Source organism: Mixta tenebrionis, assembly GCF_006517625.1.
GTDB lineage: Bacteria > Pseudomonadota > Gammaproteobacteria > Enterobacterales > Enterobacteriaceae > Mixta > Mixta tenebrionis.
On sequence record NZ_VHQI01000008.1, the window covers coordinates 68746 to 94324 of the forward strand.

Below are 25579 nucleotides of genomic sequence, written 5' to 3' on the forward strand. Positions count from 1 at the left end.
GAAAGAATAAGGTAAGCGAAGCGTCCCGTCAGGGGACGCCTGGATATAACTTACTGACAGGTCTGTCGCTCAGGCGATCACGGAACCCGACGCATCTTTTTTCTTTTCCGATTCAAAGTGCGTTTTGAACTGCTCATAGATAGCGATCATATTGCTGGCGTCGCCCTGCATCGGGCTCAGCTTGCCCGCGCGCACCAGCTCGATAACCAGCTGCAGCGCCGCCTGCTTCGGACTGCTGGAAGGGTGGGCAATTTCATTCGACATAAAACATTCCTGTCATTGATGGTTGAAACGGCAGAGTTTAGCCTAAAGCGCCGGAAAAAGCCGCGTTTCGCCGCCTTATGGCTGCTGCTGTTTCAGCCAGGCCTGCATACGATCGATCTCCGGCTGCTGCGCCGCAATGATCTGCTCGGCCAGTTTGCGCATCGCTGGGTCTTTGCCATACTGCAGCTCGGTTTTCGCCATCGCGATCGCTCCCTGGTGATGCGCGATCATCCCCTGCGCAAAGGCCACATCGGCATCCTGCGCCTTCAGCCCCTGCATCATCCGATCGTGCATTTCCGTCATGCCCTGCTGATAGCTTTGCTGCGCCGGGCTGAGCGCCTGATGCTGATGTGTTTCTTCCGCGGCCCAGGCGCCGGACGATGACGCCAGCAGGGAAAAAATGATTGCTGCGAATAATGTTTTCATCTGCGATCCTCGTGAGTCAGGTTGAGGTTATTTTTAACCAGACAAGAACCTGCCCTCCGGGCAAGGTCAATAAATATGACGACGATAATAAAATAAGCGAGACCATCACGTTTTCACATCAAAAAGATAGCGGGCAAATTATTTTCCGGGGCAGCTTCACATTTTTCACTAGCGACGCGTGCTAAGAAATCAGAACAAATAGCCGTTCAGCTTCACGCGCGCATTTGAATCAGATAAATCCATCTTCCCTTTATTTTTTTAGCGCCAATAATAGCTTTAGCATCACGGTTAGCGATGGTCCACGCCTCCAATAAACCTCGGTATATAGCGTATGAAATATTTCACTAAGTGTGTTCCGCTGTTGCTGTTTTTCGGGCTGGCGGCCAGGGCCGGGGCGGAAACCGTTGCCGTTTCGCTTTCGCAGGAGCAGGACGGCGGCGCTCAGGGACGCGCCTGTATTTACGTTTATCAGGGAAAAGCGGAGTTTCGTACCGTCAAAGCTGGCGAATCCTGTCAGCCGGAAATTTTACTTGAGACGCACGAAGGCTAAGGTAATACTCCCCGCTCTTATCATCCTTTCCACGATGTGGTTACCGGCCATGCGCTATTACCGGCGGGCGATGGAGCTGCTGCCGTTCGCAGCCTGATGCGAGGCTGGCGGCACAGCAGGCAGAAGCCTCGCCTGCGGCGCTACCGGGTGAAAACGAGCGTAGCGCTCAGCTCCGGCGGACAAACCGCCGTACGGGCTTATCGGCTATACTTACATTTTGAAATAATAGTACCCCGAATAAATAAGGCGTGCGAAAGGAGCTGAGAATGTTGATTGGGTTTGTGCTTTTAGTCAGCGCCTGCGGTCACGACGTCTGCGATGCCCTGCCGGTTACGGAACATATCTATCCAACGCGGGTCTCATGTGAGCATATGGCCTGGCGCATCCAGCAGCGGCGGCCCAACGCGGTACTGCTTTGCGGTGAAGTACATCGGTAAGTGAACGTAAAGATGCCTTTTTCTGCCGCTTAGTCGTTTGCTATTCGGCAGCAAAGAGGACAAAATATGAGCTGTTTTCGCACTAACTAATATCGTTGTGAATCCCATGAAAATACGGAAACCCCGTCGTCCTAACGGACGGTGGATTTATTACATCCTGCATGATGGTATTCTCTGGCCCTGCCCGGTGCGTTGGGAATGGGAGAGCGGCTACGGCGGCTGGCTGCCGTTCTACTTCTCGCCGACGCTGGAGTTTGTGGTAGGCGATCCGGCGAAGGCCTGGCGCGTGCCCGGCTCCGGCAACCGAAGCGCCAGACGGCAACGCTGGGCGGAAGCGGCCTGAAGCGGCGACGGCCAGGCACGCCGCCTGGCTGGTGGTAGCGACGGCAGTTTGCGTCGTTAACGGCGGGCCGGAATATTTCTTTCCCTGTTACTTATCCTCCATGCCGACAAATCAGACTTTATTTTCTGCCTGCCCACTATTTTTATTGGCTATGGCGATATCAGGCAAATTTTTCGCCCGCCGGCGGATTAAGATTTTTCCTGAAATTTATTGATCCTCTCGCTCTTCAGCTGCGGGCAAACGGCCGATCGATCAAGCGAGGCTTTTTGTCACGCGCGGCTGCATCCTCCCGCTGCGTTTTTGTTTACCGCCGGCTGAAATATCTCATCAGCCGCTGTCGCAGGAACCCCCTCCATTAATAACAGGCAGCATTAAGCGGGTAATCATGCGGGGTATGTCGCCTGGCGCCGGTTTCAGCTTCATATGGCGCCAGGCTGGCTTTTACCCCGCCGCAGCGCTCAGCCTGTCTTTCTTTTTTTAACAGCAACTCGCTTATCATTATTCAGTTTTCATAATCAAAGCGTCACGTTAAGGTAACCGCATGCAGAATACCGGCAACGATTAAAAGGAACGGCTATGTCATTTTCACCAGAAACGCACGCGATTTCACGCAACCCGGCCAGCGGCGCGATCCTTTCCGCCCTGCCCTATATCAGCGAGCAGCAGATTGACGCCGCGATTGCCGCCAGCCATCAGGCCTTTCAGCAGTGGCGCCGGCAGCCCGTTGCGGCGCGGGCGCAAAAGCTACGCGATCTGGCCGGCGCCATACGCCGCCGCAGCGAAGAGATGGCGCAAATTATTACCGCCGAAATGGGCAAGCCTGTTCTGCAGGCGCGCGGCGAGGTTGAAAAATCGGCCAGACTCTGTGAGTGGTATGCCGACCACGGTCCGGCGATGCTGGCAACCGAGCCAACCCAGGTCGAAAATAATCAGGCGGTAATCGAGTATCGCCCGCTCGGCCCGATTCTGGCGGTAATGCCGTGGAACTTCCCGCTGTGGCAGGTGCTGCGCGGCGCGGCGCCGATCCTGCTGGCGGGCAACAGCTATCTGCTGAAGCATGCGCCGGGAGTGATGGGCTGCGCCCAACTGATCGAGACGCTGTTTAACGATGCTGGTTTTCCACCACGGCTGTTCAGCGTGATCAATGCCACTAACGCGGGCGTAAGCCGGGCGATTAACGACGCGCGCATCGCCGGCGTAACGGTCACCGGCAGCGTTCGCGCCGGCGCGGCGATCGGGGCTCAGGCCGGCGCGGCGCTGAAAAAATGCGTGCTGGAACTGGGCGGTTCCGATCCCTTTATCGTACTGAAAGATGCCGATCTGGATGCGGCGGTAAAAGCCGCCGTTGCCGGACGCTATCAGAATACCGGGCAGGTCTGCGCCGCCGCCAAACGCTTTATTATTGAGCGTGAAATCGTGGACGCCTTTAGTGAAAAATTCGTCGCGGCGGTGCAGCAGCTGAAAATGGGCGATCCGCGTAATGAAGAAAACGATATCGGCCCGATGGCGCGCTACGATCTGCGCGATGAACTGCATCAGCAGGTGATGGCGACGCTGAACGAAGGCGCCACGCTGCTGGCCGGGGGCGATAAGCTGGCCGGCGCCGGCAACTACTATCTGCCGACGGTGCTGGCTAACGTTACGCCATCCATGACGGCGTTTCGTCAGGAGCTATTCGGCCCGGTAGCGGCTATCAGCGTGGCGGAAAACGCGCAGCACGCTCTGCAGCTGGCTAACGACAGCGATTTTGGCCTGATGGCGACGATTTATAGCGGCGATGACGCGCTGGCGACGGAGATGGCGGCGCGCCTGGAGTGCGGCGGCGTCTTTATTAACGGCTACAGCGCCAGCGATGCCCGCGTCGCCTTCGGCGGCGTGAAGAAAAGCGGCTTTGGCCGCGAGCTGTCGCGCTTCGGCCTGCATGAGTTCTGCAATATACAGACCGTCTGGCGCAACCGCAGCTAGCCGGCAACCGCGGCGCCCGCCCCGGCGACGCGGCCCATGCTTTCCCCCTGTCGCCAGCCTAAGAAAATGCTGATTCATTCCCTGCATAAGGCGGAACAGCGCCGGCTGGCGCCGCGCCACGTCTATACTGTGATCCCGCCGAAGCTGGAATATCCACTGCCCCCGCTGGGCTGAAAATTTGCCGGACCTGTTGAGCCGACATCAGCCGGGGCTGCAAAACAAAGCGGCGCTGACGGCGGCGGCACGGGCGAGCCGTCCGCTGAATGCATAATCAGCGCCATCCTTTGTCTGATAACGCGCCATCTGTTCCGCGCCGTACTGAAACCCGATCTGATAAGCGATATGATGATCCGCTTAATTATTTGATGACTGGGATAGCGCGGCCGTGCAGGCGCTGTTCCTGTTAATTTTAAGGCCGCTCCCTGACGTTCAGCGAGCGGCCTCTTATGCGAAGGAGTACCCGGTGGCGGTAAAATTAATTGCGGTTGATATGGACGGAACCTTCCTGGATTCCGTTAAAGGTTATAACAAGGCGCGCTTTCTGCGTCAGTATGCCCGCTTGCAGGAGCGTAATATTCGTTTCGTGGTCGCCAGCGGCAATCAGTACTATCAGCTGCAAAGCTATTTTCCTGAAATCGCCGATGAGATCGCATTCGTGGCGGAAAACGGCGCATGGATCAGCGATCGTAATGAGGAAGTGTTCTGCGGCAAGCTCAGCGCCGAAAAAGTAAAACAGGTGCTGGCGATTCTGGCGAAAGAGCCGGATATTCATACCGTGGTGTGCGGCAAGCGCAGCGCCTGGATCGATCCTTCGATGCCGGATGAGATAGTGGCGCGGCTGTCAAACCACTACCGGCGGCTGGAAAAGTGCGCCGATCTGAGCGCCGTCGACGATACCATCTTCAAGTTCTCGCTTAATCTGCCGCCGGAAGGGGTTGCGCCGCTGATAGAGCGCCTCACCGTAGAACTTCAGGCGGCGGGCGAGATTATGCATCCGGTTTCCAGCGGCTTCGGCTTTATCGATTTGATCATTCCCGGTCTGCATAAGGCGCACGGCATCAGCCTGCTGCAGCAGCGTTGGGGCATTGACGATTGCGAAGTGGTGGCGATCGGCGACAGCGGCAATGATATTGAGATGCTGCGCCAGGCGGGCTACAGCTTTGCAATGGCTAACGCGGTAGAAGCGGTGCTGGCGACGGCGCGCTACCGTACCGAAAGCAACGATGAAGAAGGCGCGCTCAACGTTATTTCCCGCGTGCTGGCCAGAGAATATCCGTTTAACTGACGCGCCCGGCGACGGCAGCCGCGTTGCTGCCGTCGGCAGGATATCGTCAAATAACGGCGACGCCGCCGGTCACCGCGATGGTCGCGCCGGAAATATAACTGGCCTCATCGCTGGCAAGCATTACATAGGCGGGCGCCAGCTCAGCGGGCTGCCCCATACGCTGAAGAGGCACTTCTTCGCCAAAACTCTTCACTTGTTCCGGCGGCATAGTGGCCGGGATCAGCGGTGTCCAGATCGGCCCCGGCGCCACTACGTTGGAGCGGATGCCTTTATCCGCCAGCAGCGCCGCCAGGCTGCCGGAGAAATTCACGATCGCCGCCTTGGTCGCGGAATAGGCGATCAGTTTCGGCTTAGGCCGATCGGCATTCACCGAAGCGGTGCTGATAATCGATGCCCCGGCTGGCATATGCGGCACCGCCGCCTTGCAGAGATAAAACATGGCGTAGATATTGGTTTTGATCGTGCGGTCAAACTCATCATCGCTGATTTCATCCAGCGATTCGCGCGTCATCTGAAACGCCGCGTTATTCACCAGGATATCAATCTGGCCAAAGTTGTTGACCGCCTGCTGCACGATATGGCGACAGTGTTCCGACTCGGTAATATCGCCCGGCACCAGCACTGCTTTGCGTCCTGCCGCCTCGATCAAACGTGCGGTATCTTTCGCATCCTCATGTTCGTCCTGATAGGAAATCAGTACATCTGCTCCTTCGCGCGCAAAGGCGATCGCTACGGCGCGGCCTATGCCGGAATCGCCGCCGGTGATAATCGCTTTCTTGCCTGTCAGGCGGCCGGAGCCGCGATAGCTCTCTTCGCCATGATCGGGCGCGGGCTGCATATCAAAAATAGAACCCGGTACATCCTGCTGCTGCTCTGGCTGCGGCGGTTGTGGTCGACTGGTCATAATAATCGCTTCTCCTTCAGGTTAGCGGCGCCGGACGCCGTAATGACAATGCAGGATCATCTTATTATTCAGTCAATAACGCAGATTAAAACGGTACTGGCGGAATAACTGAATACCGTTTCAGTATAGTTGACGGCCTCATATTGCAAGCGCAGCGGCGGATGCGGGCAAGCGCCAGGGCGGCTGAAGCGCGGTTGCTACGTTACGGCGGCGGGCGCCTTACGCCCGTTGGCGATGCGCGCCTGTTAAATTACGACGGCGGACGCCCGCCGGGTAGCAAGGCAGATATTCAGCCGCGCCCGTTTTCAGGCCGGCTGCGGGTAGCGCGGCAGCAGAGCCAGCCGGCTGGCGGTGCGCTGAATATCATCCAGCGCTACGTCCTGGGTTAGCTCAGACGGTGAACAGGCGGTAGTGATAAATAGCTGGCATGAGCGATCGTAAAGCACATCGATAAGATTAATAAATCGCTGCTGCGCGGCGGGAGAGACGCCGCCCAGCGGCGGCACATCTTCAAGCAGCCAGCGGCGGTAACGCTCGCTGAGCGTCAGATAATCCATCACCGCCGTTGGCGCCTCGCATAGCGCGTGAAAAGAGAAATGCAGCACTTCCTGCGCGGGCGAAAGCACCTGCAGCGTGCGATAGCCGACCGTTAGCGCCAGCGGCGCGGCGGCGGGAACGGGAAGCGCCAGCCGCTGACGCCACGCGCCCGCGCCGGGAGGCAGCATCGCGCCGGCGCTGAAGGCTTCATGCGGCTGACGTCGGCGCCTGCGGTAATCATTTTCGCCCGTCAGCGCCACCAGCGTCATATGCTGCCGCATCAGTTCGATACAGGGCACAAAGCGCTGATGATAAAGGGGATTCGCCAGCAGATTCTCCGGCGGATGGTTGGAGGTGGCCACCAGCAGTACGCCGCAGCGAAAAAGCTGCGCCAGCAGCGGCTTGATCAGCATCGCATCGCCGATATCGTGCAGATGAAACTCATCAAAACAGAGCAGCTGACAATCACCGATGCTAGCGGCAATCGCCGCTTCCACGCTGCGGCCGCCGGCAATCATCTGATGCAGTTCACGAAAGAAAAGGTGAAAATGCACGCGCTTTTTTTGCTGCAGCGGCGCCCAATGGAAAAAGGCGTCAACGATAAACGTCTTCCCCCGTCCCGGCGGCCCCCAGACGTACAGCCCGTCGCCGCAGGCGCCGCGCGCTGTTCCCGTCAGCAGCGGCGCAATCAGCGTTTCCAGCTGGATTATCAGCCGTTGCTGCCACTCATCCAGCACCATCGCTTTCTCTGCCGCCGTGCGCTGCATCAGCTGCTGAAAAGCCGTTTCGCTTTGGCTGGCCGGCTGGGTCATTTCATTCTCCTGTAGCCAGTGGCGGCTGGCCCGCCATCATAACCTGTAGCGTCGCACGCAGCGGCAAAGAACCGCGCGCAGAACGATGCCGCGGTAAACCATAAGCTTTCCTGCTGTACGCCGCGCCGGCGCGAGAGCCGGTATCTTTCCCGGCAGCATAGCGCACGCCGGGCGATTTATTTACGTTTTCCGGTAACGCCCGGCGATATCATTCCAGCCATTGCCAGAAAATCCGGCCGGTTATTGCTGCGCTATGGCGCAACTCAGAAAAGACTGATATTTACCGCACGACGTTAACCAACGCTGACAGCAGCGCCAGAACAAACATAACAATAACAAAAATAAAACATTTAACCAACAACTTCCTCATTATCAATGGCTGAATTCCGCAAACGCCTCTCATCAATTACGCCAAAAGCAATTTTTTTTAGCGCTATTTCGTCCAATTAGCCTGAGAAAAAAAGCGCTGTTTTACAAAAAATTACAGGTAACGTTTGGCACTCTTCTGTTATGCAGACCTTATCGGCGCCCGGCAAATAAATACCTCAAAATCACAATTATTTATTTAATTTTAATTCTAAAAGAAAGTATTTCCTCACTAATTAAATAGCCGCCTGAAATTAGGCTATTGACAAAATTCAGCAACAGCTTAAAATTCATCATGTATATATATACAGTAGTACGTACTAAAGTAGTCTGGAAAAGTATTTTCAAATTTCACGTTAAGGAATAACGCATGACTGTGACTAATAAAGCACTCGCTTCACTTCCGCTTTCAAAAACCTATATTGACTTCGAAAACTGGTCGAAAGAAGTGACCGGTAAAGATCTCGTCTGCTGCGCGCCGCGTAATGCCGATGAGTTAGTTACCCTGGCAAACTGGGCCTATAAAAATGGCTATACGGTACGCGCCGTCGGCTTCAAACATAACTGGTCGCCGCTTACTATCGCTAACGGTAATCAGAATGAAAAAGTGATTCTGGTCGACTTAACCCGCCACCTGAATAAGGTCACCATTACTAAAGGCGAGAGCTACGGTTATTTTACCGCTCAGGCCGGTATTGATATGGAAACCCTGTTAACCAAGCTGGAGAAAAAAGGCTACGGCTTCTATTCCACGCCGGCGCCGGGCGACCTGACGCTGGGCGGCATCCTGACTATCGATGGACACGGTACCTGTACTCCGGCCAATGGCGAAACGAAAAAGCCTGGCGGCACCTACGGCACCGTCAGTAACGCGATTATGGCGATGACTATCATGGCCTGGAATGAGCAGAAACAGTCCTACGAGCTGAAAACCCTGCAGCGTAACGATCCGGAAATCGCGCCTTATCTGACCGCTCTCGGCCGCACGCTGGTTTACGATGTCACCATGCAGGTGCCGGTAAACGATAAAATGCGCTGCGAAAGCATCGTGGATATTCATATCGATGAGCTGTTCGCTCCCGAAACCAAGCCGGGCATGCGTACCATGGAGTATTATCTCAATACCTGCGGGCGCGCCGAAGCCATCTGGTTCCCGTTTACTGAATATCCGTGGATGAAAACCTGGACAATATCACCGAAGCGTCCGCGCAACGTGAAGCAGGTCAACTCGCCCTTTAACTATTCGTTCTCCGATCAGGTGCCGGTGCAGATCTCCGATCTGATCAAGTCCATCACCAACAATAAGGCTGACCTTACGCCGGCGTTGGGTAACATGGAAATGGAGCTGGTGAAGTTTGGTCTGCGCGAAACGCTGACCAGCGATCTCTGGGGCTGGAGTAAAAACCTGCTGCTCTATGTTCGTCCCGACACGCTGCGCGTTACCGCCAACGGCTACGCAATTATCACCAGCCGCGCCAAAGCTCAGCGCGCCATCCATGACTTTATCCAGCAGTATCTGAAGATGGTGGATGAATATAAAGCCCGTAACTCTTACCCGATGAGCTGCGCCATTGAAATCAGGGTTACCGGGTTGGACAAACCTGAGGATTCAGTAGTGCCCGGCGCCGTTACGCCTGCGCTCTCCGCCGCTCGCCCGGTTGAAGGCCATCCGGAACGTGACGTGGCTATCTGGATCGATAACCTGACCATGCCCGATACGCCGGACGCGCTGCAGTTCTATATCGAAATGGAAGAGTGGGTGTTTAACCACTACAACACGCCGGATTCAACCGTACGTGTTGAGTGGAGTAAAGGCTGGGGCTACGGCGAAAAAGGCGCCTGGACCAGTGAAAAAATGTTGACCAGCGTCGTTCCTTCCTGCTATCCGGACTGGAACAAAACTATCGACATTTTTGACAAAAACGATCCGCATAAGATCTTTACGTCGCCCTTTATGCGCAAGCTGTTGGTTAAACGCTAACGCCCGGCAATCATCATTGCCATCAATCACGAAAGCAGGCGGCCTCACCCACCTGCTTTCAGCAAAAAGGCCTGTTTAACAGGCCTTTTTTAACCAGCTGGCGTTATTTCCACCACTGCGCATTCCAGTGATAGTTTACCCAGCTATCGTCGCCGCCGAGGATAATCCCTACGGAAGCAATGGCTTTCATAATGGTAAAGCCGATCAAGTCAGCGGCAACGTGGATAATACCAATGCCCACCGCATCAAAAACGGTACCCACAGAAGAAATTAATGGGGTATTCAAAAAATCATTAAACAGCTTCACGCCGAAAATAATACCGTTACCAACCAGCGCCAGACCATCGCCAATTAACCCAGACCCGGCTACTTGCTCAACTTCAGCAAAAGTCAGTTCACGCATAATAAACTCCTTTTCAACTCGTCCTGTTTATTCTTACTCGTCAGTTAACATCTGACTTAACATTTTTAAACGACAACCGAAGGGATACTATAACGTTAGCTTTACAACGATATCGTATTTTTACTAATTTCCCCTCTTTCCCCGGAAAATGACTTTTTGCAAAATTGATTTTCCAGGTTATTTCCAGATGATTTACTGCCTGTCCTGTCAATTAAAAATCGATCGGCAAACCAGCTATGCCTGCGCATTCAGGCGACTCGCAGAGAAATAATTCAGGACGAATATCATCATCCGCCAGTAGGTATAAAGAACACCGTCTGTCGGCAGGAGCGCCATTATGGCCGCCCCAACGATGCCATAATTAATAGCCGCTAATCCGGCCCGCCGGCAGGGGCGCCATTATGGCCGCCCCAACAGTGACATAATTAATGGCCGCTAATCCGGCCCGCCGACAGGGGCGCCATTATGGCCGCCCCAACGATGCCATAATTAATGGCCGCTAATCTGGCCCGCCAGCGTCGCCGGCGCCTGCAGATCTACCAGCAAGCAGAGCAGGATAGCGTCACGACTGGCTTCAATCGGCGGCAGCCGGTTTAAACCATCGCTTAGCGCATCGCCTTTGCCAAGCCGTTCGCCGCCAACGCTAATCGTCCCCTCCGCCACGTAAAGCCATTGCGCCAGCCCAGGGCGGCAGGGCGCCTCGGTTACCGCCTGTTTCGCCAGACGAATATCCCAGGCCCAAACCCGTTGCCGCAGCGTCAGCGGCGCCGCTTCACCCTGCGGCCCAGCCAGCAGCGTCCACGCGCCTTCAACTATGCCTTGCGGCCGCGCCATAAACTGCACGCGCCCTTCTCCACCAGCCTGTTGCGGCCGGATAAAGATTTGCAGCATTTCCGTATCCACAATCGGAGCGGATTCTTCATGCTCTACACCTTCGCCGGCGCTAATCAGCATTATTTTTTTCGCGGAGAGCGGCGTGCGCTCGCCGTGCCGATCTTCATGGAACAACGAACCGCGCCAGACGTAATGCAGAATTTCATCATTTACGTGCTGATGCATGGCGATCCGCGCGCCGCTTTTCAGCTGCATATGGTCGACGATGGCCAGCGGTCCGAAGGCGCTGGCGTTACTCGCCGCATCTGCCTCACCGGGGCGCATGCGTCTGATGGTAAAAGGGCCATATTCAAACAGCTGTATCGGGCTGGCACGCATGATATTCATTATTTCCCCCTTCGCTATGGCGCGGCTGACGCCGCCGAACAACCATGACGCCCGCAGGCGCCATGTATCAAGGCTCTGCGGCGCCGGGTTATTTCGTCAGCTCGGCGGTCATATGCACGCCGTTATTGAAGTTCGCTTCGGTAATTTTGTAGCCGGCGCCCTGCTGCTGCGCCTGCGCTGCAATTTTCGCCTCCGCTGCATCCAGCGTCAGCGCGCTGGCGGTCACGCTCTCCGCCAGGCTGGCGAATGAAAGCGTAGAGAGCACTACAGCGGCAGCAAAAAATTTGATGTTTTTCATAAGGTCTTTCCCGTGTATTTAAAATTTTTTGAGGCGATTTGCCTCGATGAAGCAATAGTAGGCGGGAAAGAGAGGATTAAAAAGCGGAAGGATTTGCTAAAAACATTCATAAAAATTGAATAAGATTGTACATAGCGAATTGTACGATTTTCCCGTCGCTGTTTCGTCAGTGCGCGTTTAACGCCAACGCAACCCATAATGCCCTGCTGCGCCAGGTGATTTGCCGCTACACATCTGTTTAGCGCAGCAGGTTGTACGCTGGTCGCAATTGCAACCAGCGACAGGCAAAAAATTGTCTGCCAGTACCGCAGCGCCCTGCTGCTGGCTCAACGGCTTAACAGCATTTTCCCGCAGCCATCGCGCTAACGGCCTGGCCCTGTTGCCGCTGCGCTGACCATAGCAAAACACTAAACAAAACTAATCAATAAACAGACAAAAAACAGCAATAGCCTTAAAAGATCCGGCTAAAAGCCCCGAAAATTGCGCATAACAGCGCCTGCTCTATACTTCAGTTAATAGATTACTTAACTAAATTATTTAATATAATAAATATAACAAGCGAAGCCGCCAAACCGTTCTGGCGACTGCCGCGCCGCTCTGCCCTCTCATTATCGCCCTTATCTTTCACAGCATGTACGGCATTACCCGCCGACATTTTGCCAAAAAATGTTAGCCGCATACGAAGCAGCGCACAGGCTCCATGCCGCTTTTCCTGCTTTTTTATTTGGCTTTAACAGTTGCGCTCGCTGGCCGCTACTCTGACGGGCGGAGCGCAGGAGAACGGTAATGATACCTTTCGCATCATTCTGGCAGGCAGGTTACGAAGGCGCAGATCATATCAACCCGCACGGCGAGCCGCTGGCGATGAACGAAACCAATGCTCACCTGGCGCGCGCCGGCGAGGATTACGCCGCGCTGGCAGCATTTAATATTGCAACGGTGCGGGAAAGCGTCGGCTGGCGCCTGACGGATCGCGGCGGCGAATATGACTTTTCCTCACTCGACAGCCGGCTGCAGGCGGCGCAGAAGCACAATATCCAAATCATCTGGACCCTGTGCCACTACGGCTGGCCGGACGATCTCGATCTGTTTTCCGCCGATTTTATTCCGCGCTTCGCCGCGTTTTGCGCCGCCGCGGCCCGTTACCTCGCCCCCTGGTCCGCACAGCCGCCGATCTACTCGCCGATTAATGAAATCTCTTTTCTGAGCTGGGGCCTAGCCGTCGGCCTTTTCGCCTGCCGCAACCTGCCGCAGCCCGATCCCGCCGACGCCTGTAAGCGCCGGCTGGTGCAGGCTACGCTGGCCGCCTGCGACGCCATCTGGCAGGCCGACAGCCGGGCGCGCATTCTGCACAGCGATCCCATTATCCATATTATCGCCAGCGAACAGACGCCGGAGGCGATGCAGGACGCCCGCTCACACAGTAACGCGCAGTATCAGGCATGGGACATGCTGAGCGGCAGGCTGGCGCCGGAGCTGGGCGGCGCGCCGCGCTATCTCGATCTGATCGGCGCGAATTACTACCACGATAACCAGTGGGAGTTGCCTTCAATGGCGCGCCTGTACTGGCATCTTGGCGACCGCCGTCGCCGCCCGCTGCACCAGATGCTGGCAGATCTGCACCAGCGCTACCGGCGCCCGCTGCTGCTGGCGGAAACCAGCCACGTCGGCAGCGGACGCGGCGCCTGGATTCGCGACGTCGCCGCGCAGCTGGCTCAGGCGCAGCTGGCGGGCGTGGATCTGCGCGGCGTCTGCCTTTATCCCATCCTTGACCGGCCCAAATGGGAAGATCTCACCTTCTGGCCGCGCAGCGGCCTGTGGGATCTCGACCGCGACGGCCCCGATCCTTTTCTTCGCTTAATCAGTAAGCCTTACGCGACGGCGTTGCGCGAAGCGCAAAAAACGCTTGTTAACTTTCAGTCGTTCACTCCTCCGGCAGCGGAGAATAAGGAAAATGGTATGCAGCAAAAAACTTTGATCGTGTTTAGCCACCTGCGCTGGGGCTTTGTTTTTCAGCGTCCGCAGCATTTGCTGTCGCGCCTGGCGCAGCACTATCGCGTGCTGTTTATTGAAGAGCCGATTTACGATGCGCAGCCGGCATCGCTTCACTATTCCACGCCCGCGCCAAACATCACCGTAATCCAGCCCCATACGCCGATAGCCGCCCCCGGCTTCCACGACGATCAGATCGCCGCCCTACAGCTGCTGCTGGCGGAGCTGGTTGATGAGCAGCAGCAGCCGGTTGTGTGGTTCTATACGCCGATGGCGCTGCCGCTGCTGACGCCTTTTACCCCGTCGCTGGTGATCTACGACTGTATGGATGAGCTTTCTGCCTTTAATCAGGCGCCGCGCCAGCTTCAGCAGCGTGAATCGGCGCTGATGACGCGCGCCGATCTGGTGTTTACCGGCGGTTCCAGCCTGTATGAGGCGAAAAAGCACCGGCATCACGCCGTGCACTGTTTTCCCAGCAGCGTCGACGCGGCGCACTTTGAACAGGCATTGGATCGTAGCAACGGCCATCCGCTTCAGCAGGCGCTGCCGGCGACGCGGCTCGGCTACTACGGCGTGATCGATGAACGTCTCGATCTGGCGCTGGTAGCGGCGCTGGCCGATGCCCATCCTGAATGGCAGCTGGTAATGGTTGGCCCGGTGGTGAAAATCGATCCGGCTACCCTGCCGCAGCGCGCCAATATTCACTGGCTGGGCCAGCAGCCCTACGAGGCGCTGCCGCAGCTGCTGGCCGGCTGGGATGTCTGCCTGATGCCCTTCGCCCTGAACGCCTCTACCCGCTTTATCAGCCCGACCAAGGTACTGGAGTATATGGCCGCCCGGCTGCCGATTGTCAGCACGGCGATCGCCGATGTAGCGCGCCACTATGCCGAGCTGGTAGCGATCGCTTACTCCACGCAGGAGTTTATTCACGCTTGCGAACGCGCGCTGACGATGGCGGCGGCAGATCGCGCCCGGCTGGCGCAGCAGATGCAGGCGGTAGTCGCCGCCACCTCCTGGGACGCCACGGCGCAGCAGATGTATAGCCTGATGGAAAAAGGCGCGGCGGCGGCGCGCGCTCCAGCGCCGGATATCACGCCGGTGATTGCCGATGAGGTGCAACAGGTTACGCGGCGGCTGAACCCGGCAGCCGAACAGCTTTCGGTGGTGCCCTGCCTGATTATCGGCGCCGGCCCTACCGGCCTCAGCGCCGGCTATCACTACGGCAAAGGGGCCGTGGTGCTGGAGAAAAACGCCGCGCCGGGCGGCTGGTGCCGCTCGCTGAACGACAAAGGCTTCACCTTCGACTATGCCGGGCACATTATGTTTTCGCAGGACCCCTATGTGCTGCAAATGTATGAAATGCTGCTTGGCGATAACCTGCACTGGCAGATGCGCGAGGCCTGGATCTATAACGAGGGCGGAGCATACACGCGCTATCCATTCCAGGGCGCGCTGCACGGCCTGCCTGCCGAAGTAATTAAAGAGTGTATTCTCGGCGCGATTGAGGCGCGCTACGGCGAGGCGGCGAACGCGGCGGCAGCCCCCGCCGCAGCGCGCGACTGCTGCGCCGACGGCGTGGTGCCGGATGGCGAGGCCTGCGTGCAGCAAACGGCAACCGGCCAGACGGAGAACTTCGAGCAGTTTATCTACAAAACCTGGGGGCGCGGCATCGCTAAATATTTCGCCCTGCCCTATAACAAAAAGCTCTGGACGCTACCGCTGTCCGAAATGGAAACTTCATGGCTGGGCGGACGCGTGCCGCTGCCGGATCTGGATCAAATTGTTGCCGGCGCGCTGGCGCCGCTGGAAAAACCGCTGGGGCCGAACGCCCGCTTCGGCTATCCGTTGCAAGGCGGTTTTCAGGCGCTGATGCACGGTTTTCTGCCGCATATGGCCTGCGATCTGGAAACCAACAGCACCCTGGCGGCGCTGCATCCTGAACAGCATATCGCGGTGCTGACCGATGGCCGTCGCTATCGCTATGAACAGCTGATCAGCACTATGCCGCTGCCGCAGCTGATTAACCTGATCGGCAGCGAAGCGCCTGCGGCCGTTCATCAGGCGGCCGCGAAACTGCGCCACGTTTCTATTCGCTGCGTCAATATCGGCGTGGGGCGCGCCAACCTGACCGAAAAGCACTGGATTTATTACCCCGGCGCAACGCTGTTCCACCGCATTTTCGTGCAGGGCAACGCCAGCCCGTTCTGTAACCCGCCGGGCGGCTGCGGCCTGACCTGCGAAATCAGTTATTCGCCGGATAAACCGCTGCCGGTGGATGGCGATGCGCTGATCCAGCGCTGCATTGAAGAGTGCATCGCCGTCGGCATGATCAACGCCGACGATCCGATCGTGACCGCCAACCAGGTGGATATTCCCTACGCCTACGTGGTTTACGATCACGCGCGCAGCGCCAATATCGCGCTGATTCGCGACTGGCTGCTACAGCAGGATATTCTGCTGGCGGGCCGCTACAGCGAATGGGAATATTACAACTCCGATCACGCCTTCCTTGCCGGCAAGCGCGCGGCTGAATTCGTGCAGGCCCGCAACGCCGCGCCTGGAACCCAGGAAACCCGCTACTGATGTTCTGCGGCATCAGGTGGTTATCTGATGCCGATCTTTCTCTCATCATCCGCATCTCAGGCTGATCGCCGCTGCCCGTCTGGTCTACAATAGGTGACGCCGGCGAGCGCTTCCTGCGCAAATAATCATAACCATACCGGCGGCAATAAGAGTGGGTGAAGTATGAAAATACGTTTTCTGTCCAGCAATGAGCTAAAGCTGGACGAAGTATGCAGAATTCTGGAGCCGGTTGGCGTGCAGGTTCTGCCGGTAAGCTGCCATATTGAAGAAATACAGACGGAAAATGAAGTCGCGCTGGTGCGCGATAAGCTCACCAAAGCCTTTGCCCTGATCGGGCGTCCGCTGTTCGTCGAACATACCGGCCTCTATCTGGATGGTCTCAACGGCCTGCCCGCCGGGCTGACGCGCATCTTCTGGAATCGCCTGAAGGCGGAGCGTTTTACCGCGCTGGTACAGGCGCTGGATAGCCAGAACGCCACCGCCAAAACGGTGCTCGGTTACTGCGACGGGCGCAAAATGTATCAGTTTTCCGGCGAGGTGCGCGGTAAGATCATCGCCGAGCCGGCCGGTCCGCGCGAGTTTATCTGGGACTGCATTTTCGTGCCGGAAGGCCATACGCAAACTTTCGCCGAAATGGGCGATCTGAAGCATGAGATCTCCATGCGGCGTCTGGCGCTGGATCGTTTTGCCGCTTTTCTGAAAACCGCCAGGAGCCTGCCATGAAACCTGAACTCAAGCGCGCCTACGATTCCGGGAAGCTGATCCTGTTCGCCGGCGCCGGCGTATCACGCAACCTCGGCCTGCCGGAATGGCATGAGCTGATTACGCATCTCGCTCACGAGCTGGGCTACGACCCGCAAATTTTTAACGCTTACGGCACCCACCTGTCGCTGGCGGAATACTATAAGCAAAAGAAGGGATCGCTGGGACCGCTGCGCAGCTGGATGGATCGCGAATGGCACCGGCCTGATATCGACGTGCGATCGTCGGAAATCCATACCATGATCACTCAGGGCGATTTCTCACGCATCTACACCACTAACTACGATCGCTGGCTGGAGATGGCGCACGACGCGCACAACGTACCTTACTATAAGGTGGCTAACGCCGCCGATCTGGTTTCACTGACGGAAAATCGTCGGCATATCATCAAGCTGCACGGCGATTTTGACGATGATACCTCGATCGTGCTGGATGAGAGCAGCTACTTTGAGCGGCTCTATTTTGATTCGCCGCTGGATATTAAGCTAACGCATGACGTAATGGGCAATTCCGTGCTGTTTATCGGCTACAGCATCAGCGACTTTAATATCCGCCTGCTGTTCTACCGCCTGACCAAGATATGGGGACGCACCGGCCTGTCTTCCGCCCGCCCAACCTCCTATCTGTTTACCAACCGCACCAACCCGGTAGCCAAAGAGGTGCTGGGCCAGTGGGGCATCGAAATGATCGTGTCGGAAGAGGATAACCCGCGCAAAGCGCTGGGCGACTTCCTGGCAGAGCTGATCGCCTGAGCCGCCGGGCATCAGGACGCCTGATACCAACGCGCCCTGATGCCTGCGGCGAACAGCGACGACACGCGCCCGGCATAGCGTCAACGCTCGGCAGGGCGCGCCGTTTTTTCCTGTTCGCTTTTAGCCAGACGTATTTACCTGCAATTTGTCGTAGCCGCACAGATAATACCAGGCCATCGATAGCAGCCAGCAGCAGATGAACAGGCCCACTATCCAAAAACCCAGGGTGCCGAGGTTATCATTCAGCGCCGCAATTCTGTCCCACAGGCCGCCCTGCAATTCCAGCTTATCAATAATCAACCCCAGCGCCTCCAGACCACCGATAAACAGGGCCACTACTACTGACGCGCCGGTAATCGTCAGATTGTAATAGAGCTTGCGTACCGGACGTGAAAAGGCCCAGCCGTAGGCGCCTATCATCACATAGTTATCCAGGGTATCAATCAGAATCATGCCGGCGGCAAAGGCGGCAGGAAACAGCATCAGATGCCAAAATTGCATCCCCTGCCCGGCGCCGGTAGCAGAAATTGACAGCAGTCCGATTTCGGTGGCGGTATCAAAACCCAGGCCGAACAGGAAACCGACCAGATACATATGCCAGTTGCAGCTGACCAGACCAAACAGCGGGCGACACAGGCGGCTAAGCCATCCGCCTCCCGGCTGTTGCTCATCAGGCTGCTGGGCCGGTAACGGCACCCCCTGTTTTACCTGACGAAACTTTTTCCATACGTCCAGCAGAATCACCAGATTAAGCAGCGCTACAACCATTAAAAAGACAGCGGATACGGAGGTCCCTATTACGCTGCCGATCTGATGCCACTCTTCAAGCCGATCGCGTAGCAGCATGGTAGCGGCAGCGACCATCGCCGTCGCCAGGATGACAATCGTTGAATGGCCCAGTGAAAAAAATGCGCCAATGCCGATAGGCTTTTTGCCCTGCTGCATCATCTTGCGCGTAACGTTATCAATCGCCGCAATATGATCGGCATCCACGGCATGCCGTAACCCAAAGCTATAAGCGAGAACGGCCATGCTCATCAGGGCGGCGTTATGCCCGAAAACGGCGAAAACCAGCAGCCAGACGGCGATATTAGCCAGTACGATAAGCGTCAGTAATCCCGCGGCATGCCACCGCAGCACGCTATGGCGTTCAGACGCAATGTTATCCTTCATTTACTTCCTCCCTGTTAAACAGACAGCTGTTATCAGACCGCTTTTCTGGCCTGGCCAGCAGACAACACCAGGTAACCAGCACAAACGGCATCGTAAACGCCGGCATGCCCAGCGGCATAAGCAGCGTATTTAAAGCGCTCTGCACTAAAACGGCGGCCAGTACCCCTATAGCGCCGCCGATCGCGTCTCGCCAGTCAGCGCAGGGAAAAGCGGCCCCTAAAGCGACAGCGGTCAATATCGCACTAAAGGAATAGAGCCCGTCATTAAGCGCTTGCGCATCCGCGCTCATAAGCCAGGCAAAACCCAGGGCCACAGCCGAACCGCCCAGAGCGCAGAACATAGCCCGCCGCGAGCTGCACGCTAACCCCGCCAGCATCAACACGCCCGCCAGGCTGCTTTGCAGCAGAAAAACCTGGGAAACGCCTGATAAAATGGCCTGCGGCAGCAGCAGGGGCAACGCCTGCGGGTTGGTTACATGCGGTAAAACCGGTACGGGCAAAGGTCCCGGATGTAGCGCAGCGAAATGGTAGCTGGCTAACAGCGCCATCCAGCTGATCAGCACGAAAGGCGCCGTCAGCACCGGCAGCTGGCGAGCAGCAAACGCCCGTTCCATCGCCGCCGTCAGCATGACAGACAGCAGGCAACAGACGACCAGTACGCCCCACATCAGCGGCGTCGCCGCCAGAAAAAAAGGCAGCGCCGTGCCGATTAAACAGCCGTTATAGCCGTACAGCCCCTGCGCCGTTTTCTCCCGCTCCGCCGGCAAGAATAGCGCCGCCGCCGCGGTTGCAATCGCCGTTCCCAGCAGGCAGCCAACAGCGATGGTCAGCTCGTGCGCCTGACCGGCGGCAATAAAGATGGCAATAAAAAACAGCAGCCCGCACAGCGCGCTATCCTGAAACATAACCTGCGCGCAGCCGCGCAGCACCCAGACTACGCCCTGCCTCAGGGCGCAGCACCACCTGAAACAACGGTTTCGCATTTTTCTCTCCCTTCCGGCCTCAGCGCCAGAGAAATGCGGGCATTAAAGACGCGCCGGTTATTTCTTGCCGCGCCACCTGCCAGAAAGCGCGCATCGCGCTTTTTACCTGATGCGCTTCATAGCCCAGCGCTTTAAATATCACTCCGCACTGGTTCGGCAGCAGGCTGGCTCCGCTGGCGATCCCGGCGGCGGCGTCATAGATCGGCTGGCTTTGCTGTAAAATGGCGGCGTGGTGGCGCGCCGGCGTAAGCAGTACGAGATTGCCAAAGACGGAGAATTCTCCCATTACCCCCACGTTATTCAGCGGCTGCGTTTTTGGCGTCAGCAGATAGCGCTCGCTAAACAGCTCGGCGCCGTCGCTGGTACTGGCGGTAACAGAAGAGGAGTAGAGATCGAAGTTAAATCCCCCATCGGCGGCATGATATTTGCGCCCCGACGTCACAATTTCGCCATAAAGCAGCGTGGCCGTCGGGTGGATAGCGATCTGCGTAGTGCTGAAAAAGCGCGAGTTGTCGTGCGGGATAACCGGATCGGGCATCAGCTCCAGGTAACTCTCTTCTTCCAGCGTGATGTGCTGGCACTGGGCGGCATAGTTATGGCTCATGGCATGAATTTTTGTCGCCGCCTGGGTGGTAACATGGCCGCAGGCGCCTGCCGCCATATAAATATCCAGCGCCTGACGATCGCCCTGGAGCAGACAACCTGAAGTGGAAATCATAAAAACGCAGGGCATATGCGGCATCGCCTCATCCCAGTACAGCGCCCGCTGTACCAGGCTGGGAGCGCGGCGCTCCATATGCGCCAGCACGCTACGCCGACTGCGGCGGGCGAAATCCAGCCGCAGATAGCCGCATTTGCCGGGGCTGCCGCTGGCCATTTGCGGCGGCTCCTGTTGATAGGCCGCCAGCTCAGGCGCCTCTCGTCCAATATGCGCTATTTCCCTGAGCGCCATACCTCTTCTCATGAAACCACCTGCCCGCCGTGGGTGAAAAGAAAATCACGCATAATCATCCCGACCAGCGCTTCAACGCCCTCTCCCGTTTTACAGTTGGTGAGAATATAGGGGCGCTCGCCGCGCACGGTGCGGGTATCCTGTTCCATTACGGCAAGGCTGGCGCCCACGTAAGGGGCGAGATCGATTTTATTAATCACCAGAATATCGGCCTGTACCAGGCCGGGGCCATTTTTGCGCGGGATCTTTTCCCCCTCGGCAACATCAATAACGTAGATATAGAAATCGGCCAGCGCCGGGCTAAACGTCAGCGTCAGGTTATCGCCGCCGCTCTCGATCAATACCACGTCGCTGTCCGGGAAACGCGCCTCCATCTCCTCAACGGCAGCGATGTTCATACTGGGATCCTCTCGCACTGCGGTATGGGGGCAGGCTCCCGTCTCGACGCCCAGAATTTTCTCCTCGTCCAGAACGCCCTTTAAGGTGCGCTTAACCTGCTTCGCATCTTCGGTGGTGACGATATCGTTAGTGATAATCAACGGCCTGACGCCTTTTTGTATCAGCAACGGCGTAATGACCTCAATAATGGCGGTTTTTCCTGAGCCAACCGGCCCGCCAATACCTATACGGGTAATTTTTTTCACAATATTTCCTTAGGGGAGTTAGCGTTAATTGCTGAACAGACGAGTAAAGGCCCCGACATGCAGCGCAGCCAGCACATCATTTAGCGGCGCATAGCTGGCCATCTGGTCCACATCGCCCTGTTCGGCCAGATCGCATAGCGTCTCAATCGTTTCGTTAAGCTCGAATAAGATGCGCTGGGTTTCCAGATGCGTGATGCGCATCAGACGCATGGCCGCGCTGAGCAGCGTCATTGCTACGCCATACAGATGAACCACCACCGCTTCACGCGGCGTCGCGCCAAGCGCGTTCAGCAGCAGCGCCTGAGTAATGGGATAAGTGCCCGGCGTTTCGCCCGATACAATCTTCTCCAGCCACCAGGCTATATCGGGATGATCGGTAACAGCGGCGGCCATTTCCGCCAGCTTTTTCCCCATGCGGGCGATCATCATCCGGCTCTCTTCGTTCAGTTTGCGATTAAACAGCTTGCGGTCATGGAGCGGCGCCGCCGCCAGATCCCGCTGTTGCAAACAGCGACAGCAGGAGGCGACGGCGCGCGCGTCGCCGGTAGCCGCCTGCAGCAAAGCGCTGCGGGTAAACTCCGCCAGCGTTGCCGCATTGTGTACCAGACCATGCTGAACGGCAGATTCCATGCCGTTGGAAAAGGCGAACGCGCCTACCGGCAGTACCGAATCGCCAAACTGCATGATGCGAATCAGACGTAATGCGTTCATTTTTCCTGAGTCACCTGCTGGTCCGCTGCATGGGCGACATGTACATGCGTGGCGGCATCTTCGGCGCCGCCAAACAGCAGGCGCGCTTCCGCCTGCGTCAGCGCCGGCAGCACGCTCTCGCCCGGAACAAAGGAATAAGGCAGGTAATGGAACCCGTGCGTTTTCATCACCGCCTCCATTACATGCGTCGCCACGGTAAGCGGAATATAGATCCGCGTATCCTTAAGCACCGCTTTCCAGTGCTGATTGCCCAGCGCATGGCCCAGCTCGAAACTGATGCGCATCAGGCTGTGCCGCTCCTGAGCCAGCAGGCTTTCCAGATGAATCACCATCACCGCGCGCAGCTGGATTTTCACCACTACCGCACGCGCCTGTTGCTCATCCCACAGCACCACATCGCCATCCTGCAGCAGCTGCTGACGCGGCAGCGCAATCCCCAGCTCCAGGCCGGCGCGCGTCCTTTTACGACAGCGGCTTTTTTGCGCTTCCCACTGCGTTAACTCCAGCATATCCGCCGGGTTAGCGGCCGCTCTTGCCTGCCACAGCGCATCCCGTTTGATATTGCCCAGCACCTTTTCCACGATAATCATGCTTTCTCCTAACTAAAGAAGTAACGCTGGTTAAGTACCGCTGAGGTCACCGGCTCGACGGTGGCATGTTCGCCATTGACGCGAACGGCGAAGGTTTCAGGATCCACCTCAATGTGCGGCGTTTCGGCGTTGCGCACCATATCGCGCTTGGAAATAGCTCGGCACTGGCTGACGGCCATAACCTGACGTTCCAGCCCCAGTTTCTCTTTCACGTCGGCTTCCAGCGCCGCGCGCGAAACGAAGGTGACGCAGGTGTCGCGCAACGTTTTGCCCTGCGCGCCAAACATCGGGCGATACCAGGTAGGCTGCGGCGTAGGGAGGGAAGCGTTGGGATCGCCCATCACCGCCCAGTTAATCATGCCGCCTTTGATAACCAGCTTAGGTTTGGCGCCGAAGAAGCGAGGCTCCCACAGCACCAGGTCAGCCATTTTTCCTGTCTCAACCGAGCCGAGTACGTGGCTGATGCCCTGGGCGATAGCGGGATTAATGGTAATTTTTGCCACGTAGCGCAGTACGCGAAAATTATCATTTTCCGCCGCATCCTCCGGCAGCTTGCCGCGCGCCTGTTTCATCGCATGGGCGGTTTGCATTACCCGCAGCCAGTTTTCACCCACGCGCCCCATCGCCTGTGAGTCACTGGAGAACATCGACAGGACGCCCATATCGTGCAGGACATTTTCTGCGGCGATGGTTTCCGGACGAACGCGGCTTTCGGAAAAAGCGACATCCGCCGGCACATCAGGATTGAGGTTATGGCAAACCATGATCATGTCGAACAGCTCCGCCTGGCTGTTAATGCCAAACGGCAGCGTGGGGTTGGTTGAACTGGGCAAAACGTTCATCTGCGCCGCGACTTTAATAATATCGGGCGCATGGCCGCCGCCGGCGCCTTCGGTATGGAAGGTATGGATGGTGCGGCCTTCAAACGCATCGATGGTGTCTTCTACGTAGCCGCCCTCATTCAGGCTGTCGGTATGTACCGCTACCTGGATATCCATCTCATCCGCTACGCGTAACGCATGGCGCAGCGCTGAACCGGTCGCGCCCCAATCCTCGTGTACTTTAAGTCCGGCGACGCCGGCGCAAATTTGCTCCCGCAGAGGGCCGGCGCAGGAGGCGTGTCCTTTCCCCAGCAGCCCAATATTCACCGGAAGATCTTCAACGGCGCGCAGCATGCGCTCAATATGCCAGGGCCCGGCGGTCACCGTCGTACCGTTAGAACCGTCGGTTGGCCCAACGCCGCCGCCGAAAAAGGTCGTCACCCCGTTAGAAAGCGCATGTTCCGCCTGCTGCGGCGAAATAAAGTGAATATGGGTATCAATGCCGGCGGCGGTTAAAATAAGGTGCTCACCCGAAATAACATCGGTGCTCACGCCGACCACCATACCCGGCGTTACGCCATCCATCATGCCGGGATTACCACACTTGCCTATACCCGCAATCAGACCGTTTTTAATACCTACGTCCGCTTTGACCACGCCCTGCCGGGCATCCAGTACGGTAACGTTAGTAATCACCAGATCCAGCACTTCTGCGCTAAGCATACGGTTGTCCGCGCCCATGCCGTCGCGCAATGATTTACCGCCGCCATAGACGGATTCATCGCCGTAGCCGCGTAAATCTCGTTCAATTTCGATAAACAGGTTGGTATCGCCAAGGCGAATTTTATCTCCCGTCGTTGGGCCGAACAGGCCAGCATATTCCTGGCGTGAAATTACAGGCATAACAAACTCCTTAAAGGTTAGCGGCTTGTTGATTTATCCCGGTTTTGATAACCCAGTGCGATAGCGTGTTTAACCGCCTGAATTTTTTCAGCGCGTTCGCCCTGCGCTACCGGGCTTTCTCCAGCCCAGCCATCCACCAGATTATTAAAGCCATACAGCGTTTGCTTTCCACCCACCGCTATTAACCCAACCTCGATTTCATCACCCGGCTCAAAACGAATAGCGGTAGTGGCGGCGATATTTAATCGTTTACCGTAGGCCTGCTTTCGATCAAACTGCAGGGCTTTATTCACCTCGAAGAAATGAAAATGGGACCCAACCTGTATAGCGCGGTCGCCAGTATTACGTACCTTGATTCGGGTTTCTGGTTTGCCTGTATTAAATTCAATCGGGCTTTTTTTCAGAATATAACCACCAACTTCGGTCTCGTTTTCCTCATCCAAATAACTCACAGCACTCTCCATGTATTTTCAACCAAAACTCCTGATACAGAAAAATGTAAATTAACTCATTTTCAATAATCACTTTACTGAACAGGATCGTGTACCGTAATTAAGCGGCTGCCGTCAGTAAAAATAGCTTCTACCTGTACATAAGGAATAAGCTCCGCAACGCCTTCCATAACATCATCCCTACTCAGCGCCTGCCTTGCGTCCGACATAACCTCCTCCAGGGTTTTACCATCCCGCGCGCCTTCCAGCGCAGCCACCGTAATAATGGCTACCGCTTCCGGGTAATTAAGTTTTAATCCTCGTGCTTTTCTCCGGGCAGCGACATCGGCCAGGGTATAAACCATGAGCTTATCTATTTCTCGCGGTGTTAATTGCATCGTCCCTCCTTATTAAATAACTTCCCGACGCAAGATAATTATTTTAAATACCGCTCTTAAACAAGAGAGCGGCATAACTAAAAAGTAACAAAA

At 56.6% G+C, this 25579-nt stretch carries 26 protein-coding genes; 10 read left to right on the forward strand and 16 right to left on the reverse strand.

The features are described 5' to 3' along the window. Positions 1 to 69 precede the first annotated feature (69 nt). Positions 70 to 264, reverse strand: coding sequence for a hypothetical protein (locus FKM52_RS14140; protein ID WP_141176818.1), 195 nt, complete (start codon positions 262 to 264; stop codon positions 70 to 72). 75 nt (positions 265 to 339) lie between these two features. Next, positions 340 to 690, reverse strand: coding sequence for a CopM family metallochaperone (copM, locus tag FKM52_RS14145; RefSeq protein ID WP_141176819.1), 351 nt, complete (start codon positions 688 to 690; stop codon positions 340 to 342). A gap of 331 nt (positions 691 to 1021) precedes the next feature. On the opposite strand from copM, the gene FKM52_RS14150 reads away from it, so the two are divergent. The 6 genes from FKM52_RS14150 to FKM52_RS14170 all read left to right on the forward strand — a co-directional run bounded on the left by FKM52_RS14150 (position 1022) and on the right by FKM52_RS14170 (position 5270). Further along, positions 1022 to 1240 (forward strand): hypothetical protein, encoded by a 219-nt coding sequence (locus FKM52_RS14150; protein ID WP_141176820.1) that lies wholly within the window; start codon positions 1022 to 1024, stop codon positions 1238 to 1240. Positions 1241 to 1506: 266 nt separating this feature from the next. After that, positions 1507 to 1677 carry a hypothetical protein gene (locus FKM52_RS21720; RefSeq protein WP_167519773.1) on the forward strand — a complete coding sequence of 57 codons (171 nt, stop codon included), beginning with the start codon at positions 1507 to 1509 and terminating at the stop codon, positions 1675 to 1677. Between the two features lie 106 nt (positions 1678 to 1783). Then, positions 1784 to 2020: a hypothetical protein gene (locus FKM52_RS14155; RefSeq protein WP_141176821.1), complete on the forward strand. Its 237-nt coding sequence runs from the start codon at positions 1784 to 1786 to the stop codon at positions 2018 to 2020. 576 nt (positions 2021 to 2596) lie between these two features. Next, entirely contained in the window at positions 2597 to 3985 is a 1389-nt protein-coding gene (sad, locus tag FKM52_RS14160; RefSeq protein WP_141176822.1) for a succinate-semialdehyde dehydrogenase, read from the forward strand. 66 nt (positions 3986 to 4051) lie between these two features. Next, positions 4052 to 4159, forward strand: coding sequence for a winged helix-turn-helix transcriptional regulator (locus tag FKM52_RS14165; RefSeq protein WP_246085535.1), 108 nt, complete (start codon positions 4052 to 4054; stop codon positions 4157 to 4159). 289 nt (positions 4160 to 4448) lie between these two features. Beyond that, positions 4449 to 5270 carry a Cof-type HAD-IIB family hydrolase gene (locus FKM52_RS14170; protein WP_141176824.1) on the forward strand — a complete coding sequence of 274 codons (822 nt, stop codon included), beginning with the start codon at positions 4449 to 4451 and terminating at the stop codon, positions 5268 to 5270. 46 nt (positions 5271 to 5316) lie between these two features. Here FKM52_RS14170 and FKM52_RS14175 read toward each other — a convergent pair whose 3' ends face one another. Both FKM52_RS14175 and zapE read right to left on the reverse strand, forming a co-directional pair. Then, the gene (locus FKM52_RS14175) at positions 5317 to 6180 is read right to left on the reverse strand and encodes a glucose 1-dehydrogenase (RefSeq protein WP_167519789.1); all 864 of its coding nucleotides are present in this window, start codon (positions 6178 to 6180) and stop codon (positions 5317 to 5319) included. Positions 6181 to 6479: 299 nt separating this feature from the next. Next, on the reverse strand, positions 6480 to 7523 hold the full coding sequence (gene zapE / locus FKM52_RS14180; RefSeq protein WP_141176826.1) for a cell division protein ZapE: 1044 nt from the start codon (positions 7521 to 7523) through the stop codon (positions 6480 to 6482). Between the two features lie 736 nt (positions 7524 to 8259). Between zapE and FKM52_RS14185 the strand changes: the two genes are divergently transcribed. Further along, the gene (locus FKM52_RS14185) at positions 8260 to 9870 is read left to right on the forward strand and encodes a cholesterol oxidase substrate-binding domain-containing protein (protein WP_141176827.1); all 1611 of its coding nucleotides are present in this window, start codon (positions 8260 to 8262) and stop codon (positions 9868 to 9870) included. 103 nt (positions 9871 to 9973) lie between these two features. Here the strand turns inward: FKM52_RS14185 and FKM52_RS14190 are convergent, their stop codons facing one another. From FKM52_RS14190 to FKM52_RS14200, 3 genes are all read right to left on the reverse strand, one after another. Continuing rightward, positions 9974 to 10273, reverse strand: a complete 300-nt coding sequence (locus FKM52_RS14190) for a hypothetical protein (protein ID WP_141176828.1) — start codon at positions 10271 to 10273, stop codon at positions 9974 to 9976. A 489-nt stretch (positions 10274 to 10762) separates the two neighbouring features. Further along, on the reverse strand, positions 10763 to 11494 hold the full coding sequence (locus FKM52_RS14195) for a pirin family protein (RefSeq protein WP_141176829.1): 732 nt from the start codon (positions 11492 to 11494) through the stop codon (positions 10763 to 10765). A gap of 88 nt (positions 11495 to 11582) precedes the next feature. After that, positions 11583 to 11792 (reverse strand): YdgH/BhsA/McbA-like domain containing protein, encoded by a 210-nt coding sequence (locus FKM52_RS14200; RefSeq protein ID WP_141176830.1) that lies wholly within the window; start codon positions 11790 to 11792, stop codon positions 11583 to 11585. A 786-nt stretch (positions 11793 to 12578) separates the two neighbouring features. Here FKM52_RS14200 and FKM52_RS14205 point away from each other — a divergent pair. The 3 genes from FKM52_RS14205 (at position 12579) to FKM52_RS14215 (ending at position 17881) form a co-directional block, all read left to right on the forward strand. Further along, entirely contained in the window at positions 12579 to 16367 is a 3789-nt protein-coding gene (locus FKM52_RS14205) for an NAD(P)-binding protein (protein WP_141176831.1), read from the forward strand. Between the two features lie 162 nt (positions 16368 to 16529). After that, complete coding sequence (locus FKM52_RS14210) at positions 16530 to 17090, forward strand: non-canonical purine NTP pyrophosphatase (protein ID WP_141176832.1); 561 nt, start codon at positions 16530 to 16532, stop codon at positions 17088 to 17090. After that, positions 17087 to 17881, forward strand: a complete 795-nt coding sequence (locus FKM52_RS14215) for an SIR2 family protein (RefSeq protein WP_141176833.1) — start codon at positions 17087 to 17089, stop codon at positions 17879 to 17881. Before FKM52_RS14210 ends, FKM52_RS14215 begins: the two co-directional genes overlap by 4 nt. A 120-nt stretch (positions 17882 to 18001) precedes the next feature. Here FKM52_RS14215 and FKM52_RS14220 read toward each other — a convergent pair whose 3' ends face one another. The 9 genes from FKM52_RS14220 to FKM52_RS14260 all read right to left on the reverse strand — a co-directional run bounded on the left by FKM52_RS14220 (position 18002) and on the right by FKM52_RS14260 (position 25486). Continuing rightward, positions 18002 to 19054, reverse strand: coding sequence for a HoxN/HupN/NixA family nickel/cobalt transporter (locus FKM52_RS14220; RefSeq protein ID WP_141176834.1), 1053 nt, complete (start codon positions 19052 to 19054; stop codon positions 18002 to 18004). Further along, entirely contained in the window at positions 19044 to 20036 is a 993-nt protein-coding gene (locus FKM52_RS14225; RefSeq protein WP_141176835.1) for an urea transporter, read from the reverse strand. The genes FKM52_RS14220 and FKM52_RS14225 overlap by 11 nt, the downstream gene beginning before the upstream one ends. A 19-nt stretch (positions 20037 to 20055) precedes the next feature. Further along, positions 20056 to 21000 carry an urease accessory protein UreD gene (locus FKM52_RS14230; protein WP_141176836.1) on the reverse strand — a complete coding sequence of 315 codons (945 nt, stop codon included), beginning with the start codon at positions 20998 to 21000 and terminating at the stop codon, positions 20056 to 20058. Further along, on the reverse strand, positions 20997 to 21632 hold the full coding sequence (gene ureG, locus FKM52_RS14235) for an urease accessory protein UreG (RefSeq protein ID WP_141176837.1): 636 nt from the start codon (positions 21630 to 21632) through the stop codon (positions 20997 to 20999). Before ureG ends, FKM52_RS14230 begins: the two co-directional genes overlap by 4 nt. A gap of 24 nt (positions 21633 to 21656) precedes the next feature. Next, positions 21657 to 22343, reverse strand: coding sequence for an urease accessory protein UreF (locus tag FKM52_RS14240; protein WP_141176838.1), 687 nt, complete (start codon positions 22341 to 22343; stop codon positions 21657 to 21659). Further along, positions 22340 to 22933 carry an urease accessory protein UreE gene (locus tag FKM52_RS14245; protein WP_141176839.1) on the reverse strand — a complete coding sequence of 198 codons (594 nt, stop codon included), beginning with the start codon at positions 22931 to 22933 and terminating at the stop codon, positions 22340 to 22342. The genes FKM52_RS14240 and FKM52_RS14245 overlap by 4 nt, the downstream gene beginning before the upstream one ends. A gap of 8 nt (positions 22934 to 22941) precedes the next feature. Then, positions 22942 to 24657: an urease subunit alpha gene (locus tag FKM52_RS14250; protein WP_141176840.1), complete on the reverse strand. Its 1716-nt coding sequence runs from the start codon at positions 24655 to 24657 to the stop codon at positions 22942 to 22944. Between the two features lie 17 nt (positions 24658 to 24674). Beyond that, positions 24675 to 25109, reverse strand: a complete 435-nt coding sequence (ureB, locus tag FKM52_RS14255) for an urease subunit beta (RefSeq protein WP_246085536.1) — start codon at positions 25107 to 25109, stop codon at positions 24675 to 24677. Between the two features lie 74 nt (positions 25110 to 25183). Continuing rightward, positions 25184 to 25486, reverse strand: coding sequence for an urease subunit gamma (locus tag FKM52_RS14260; RefSeq protein ID WP_141176842.1), 303 nt, complete (start codon positions 25484 to 25486; stop codon positions 25184 to 25186). Positions 25487 to 25579: the final 93 nt, after the last annotated feature.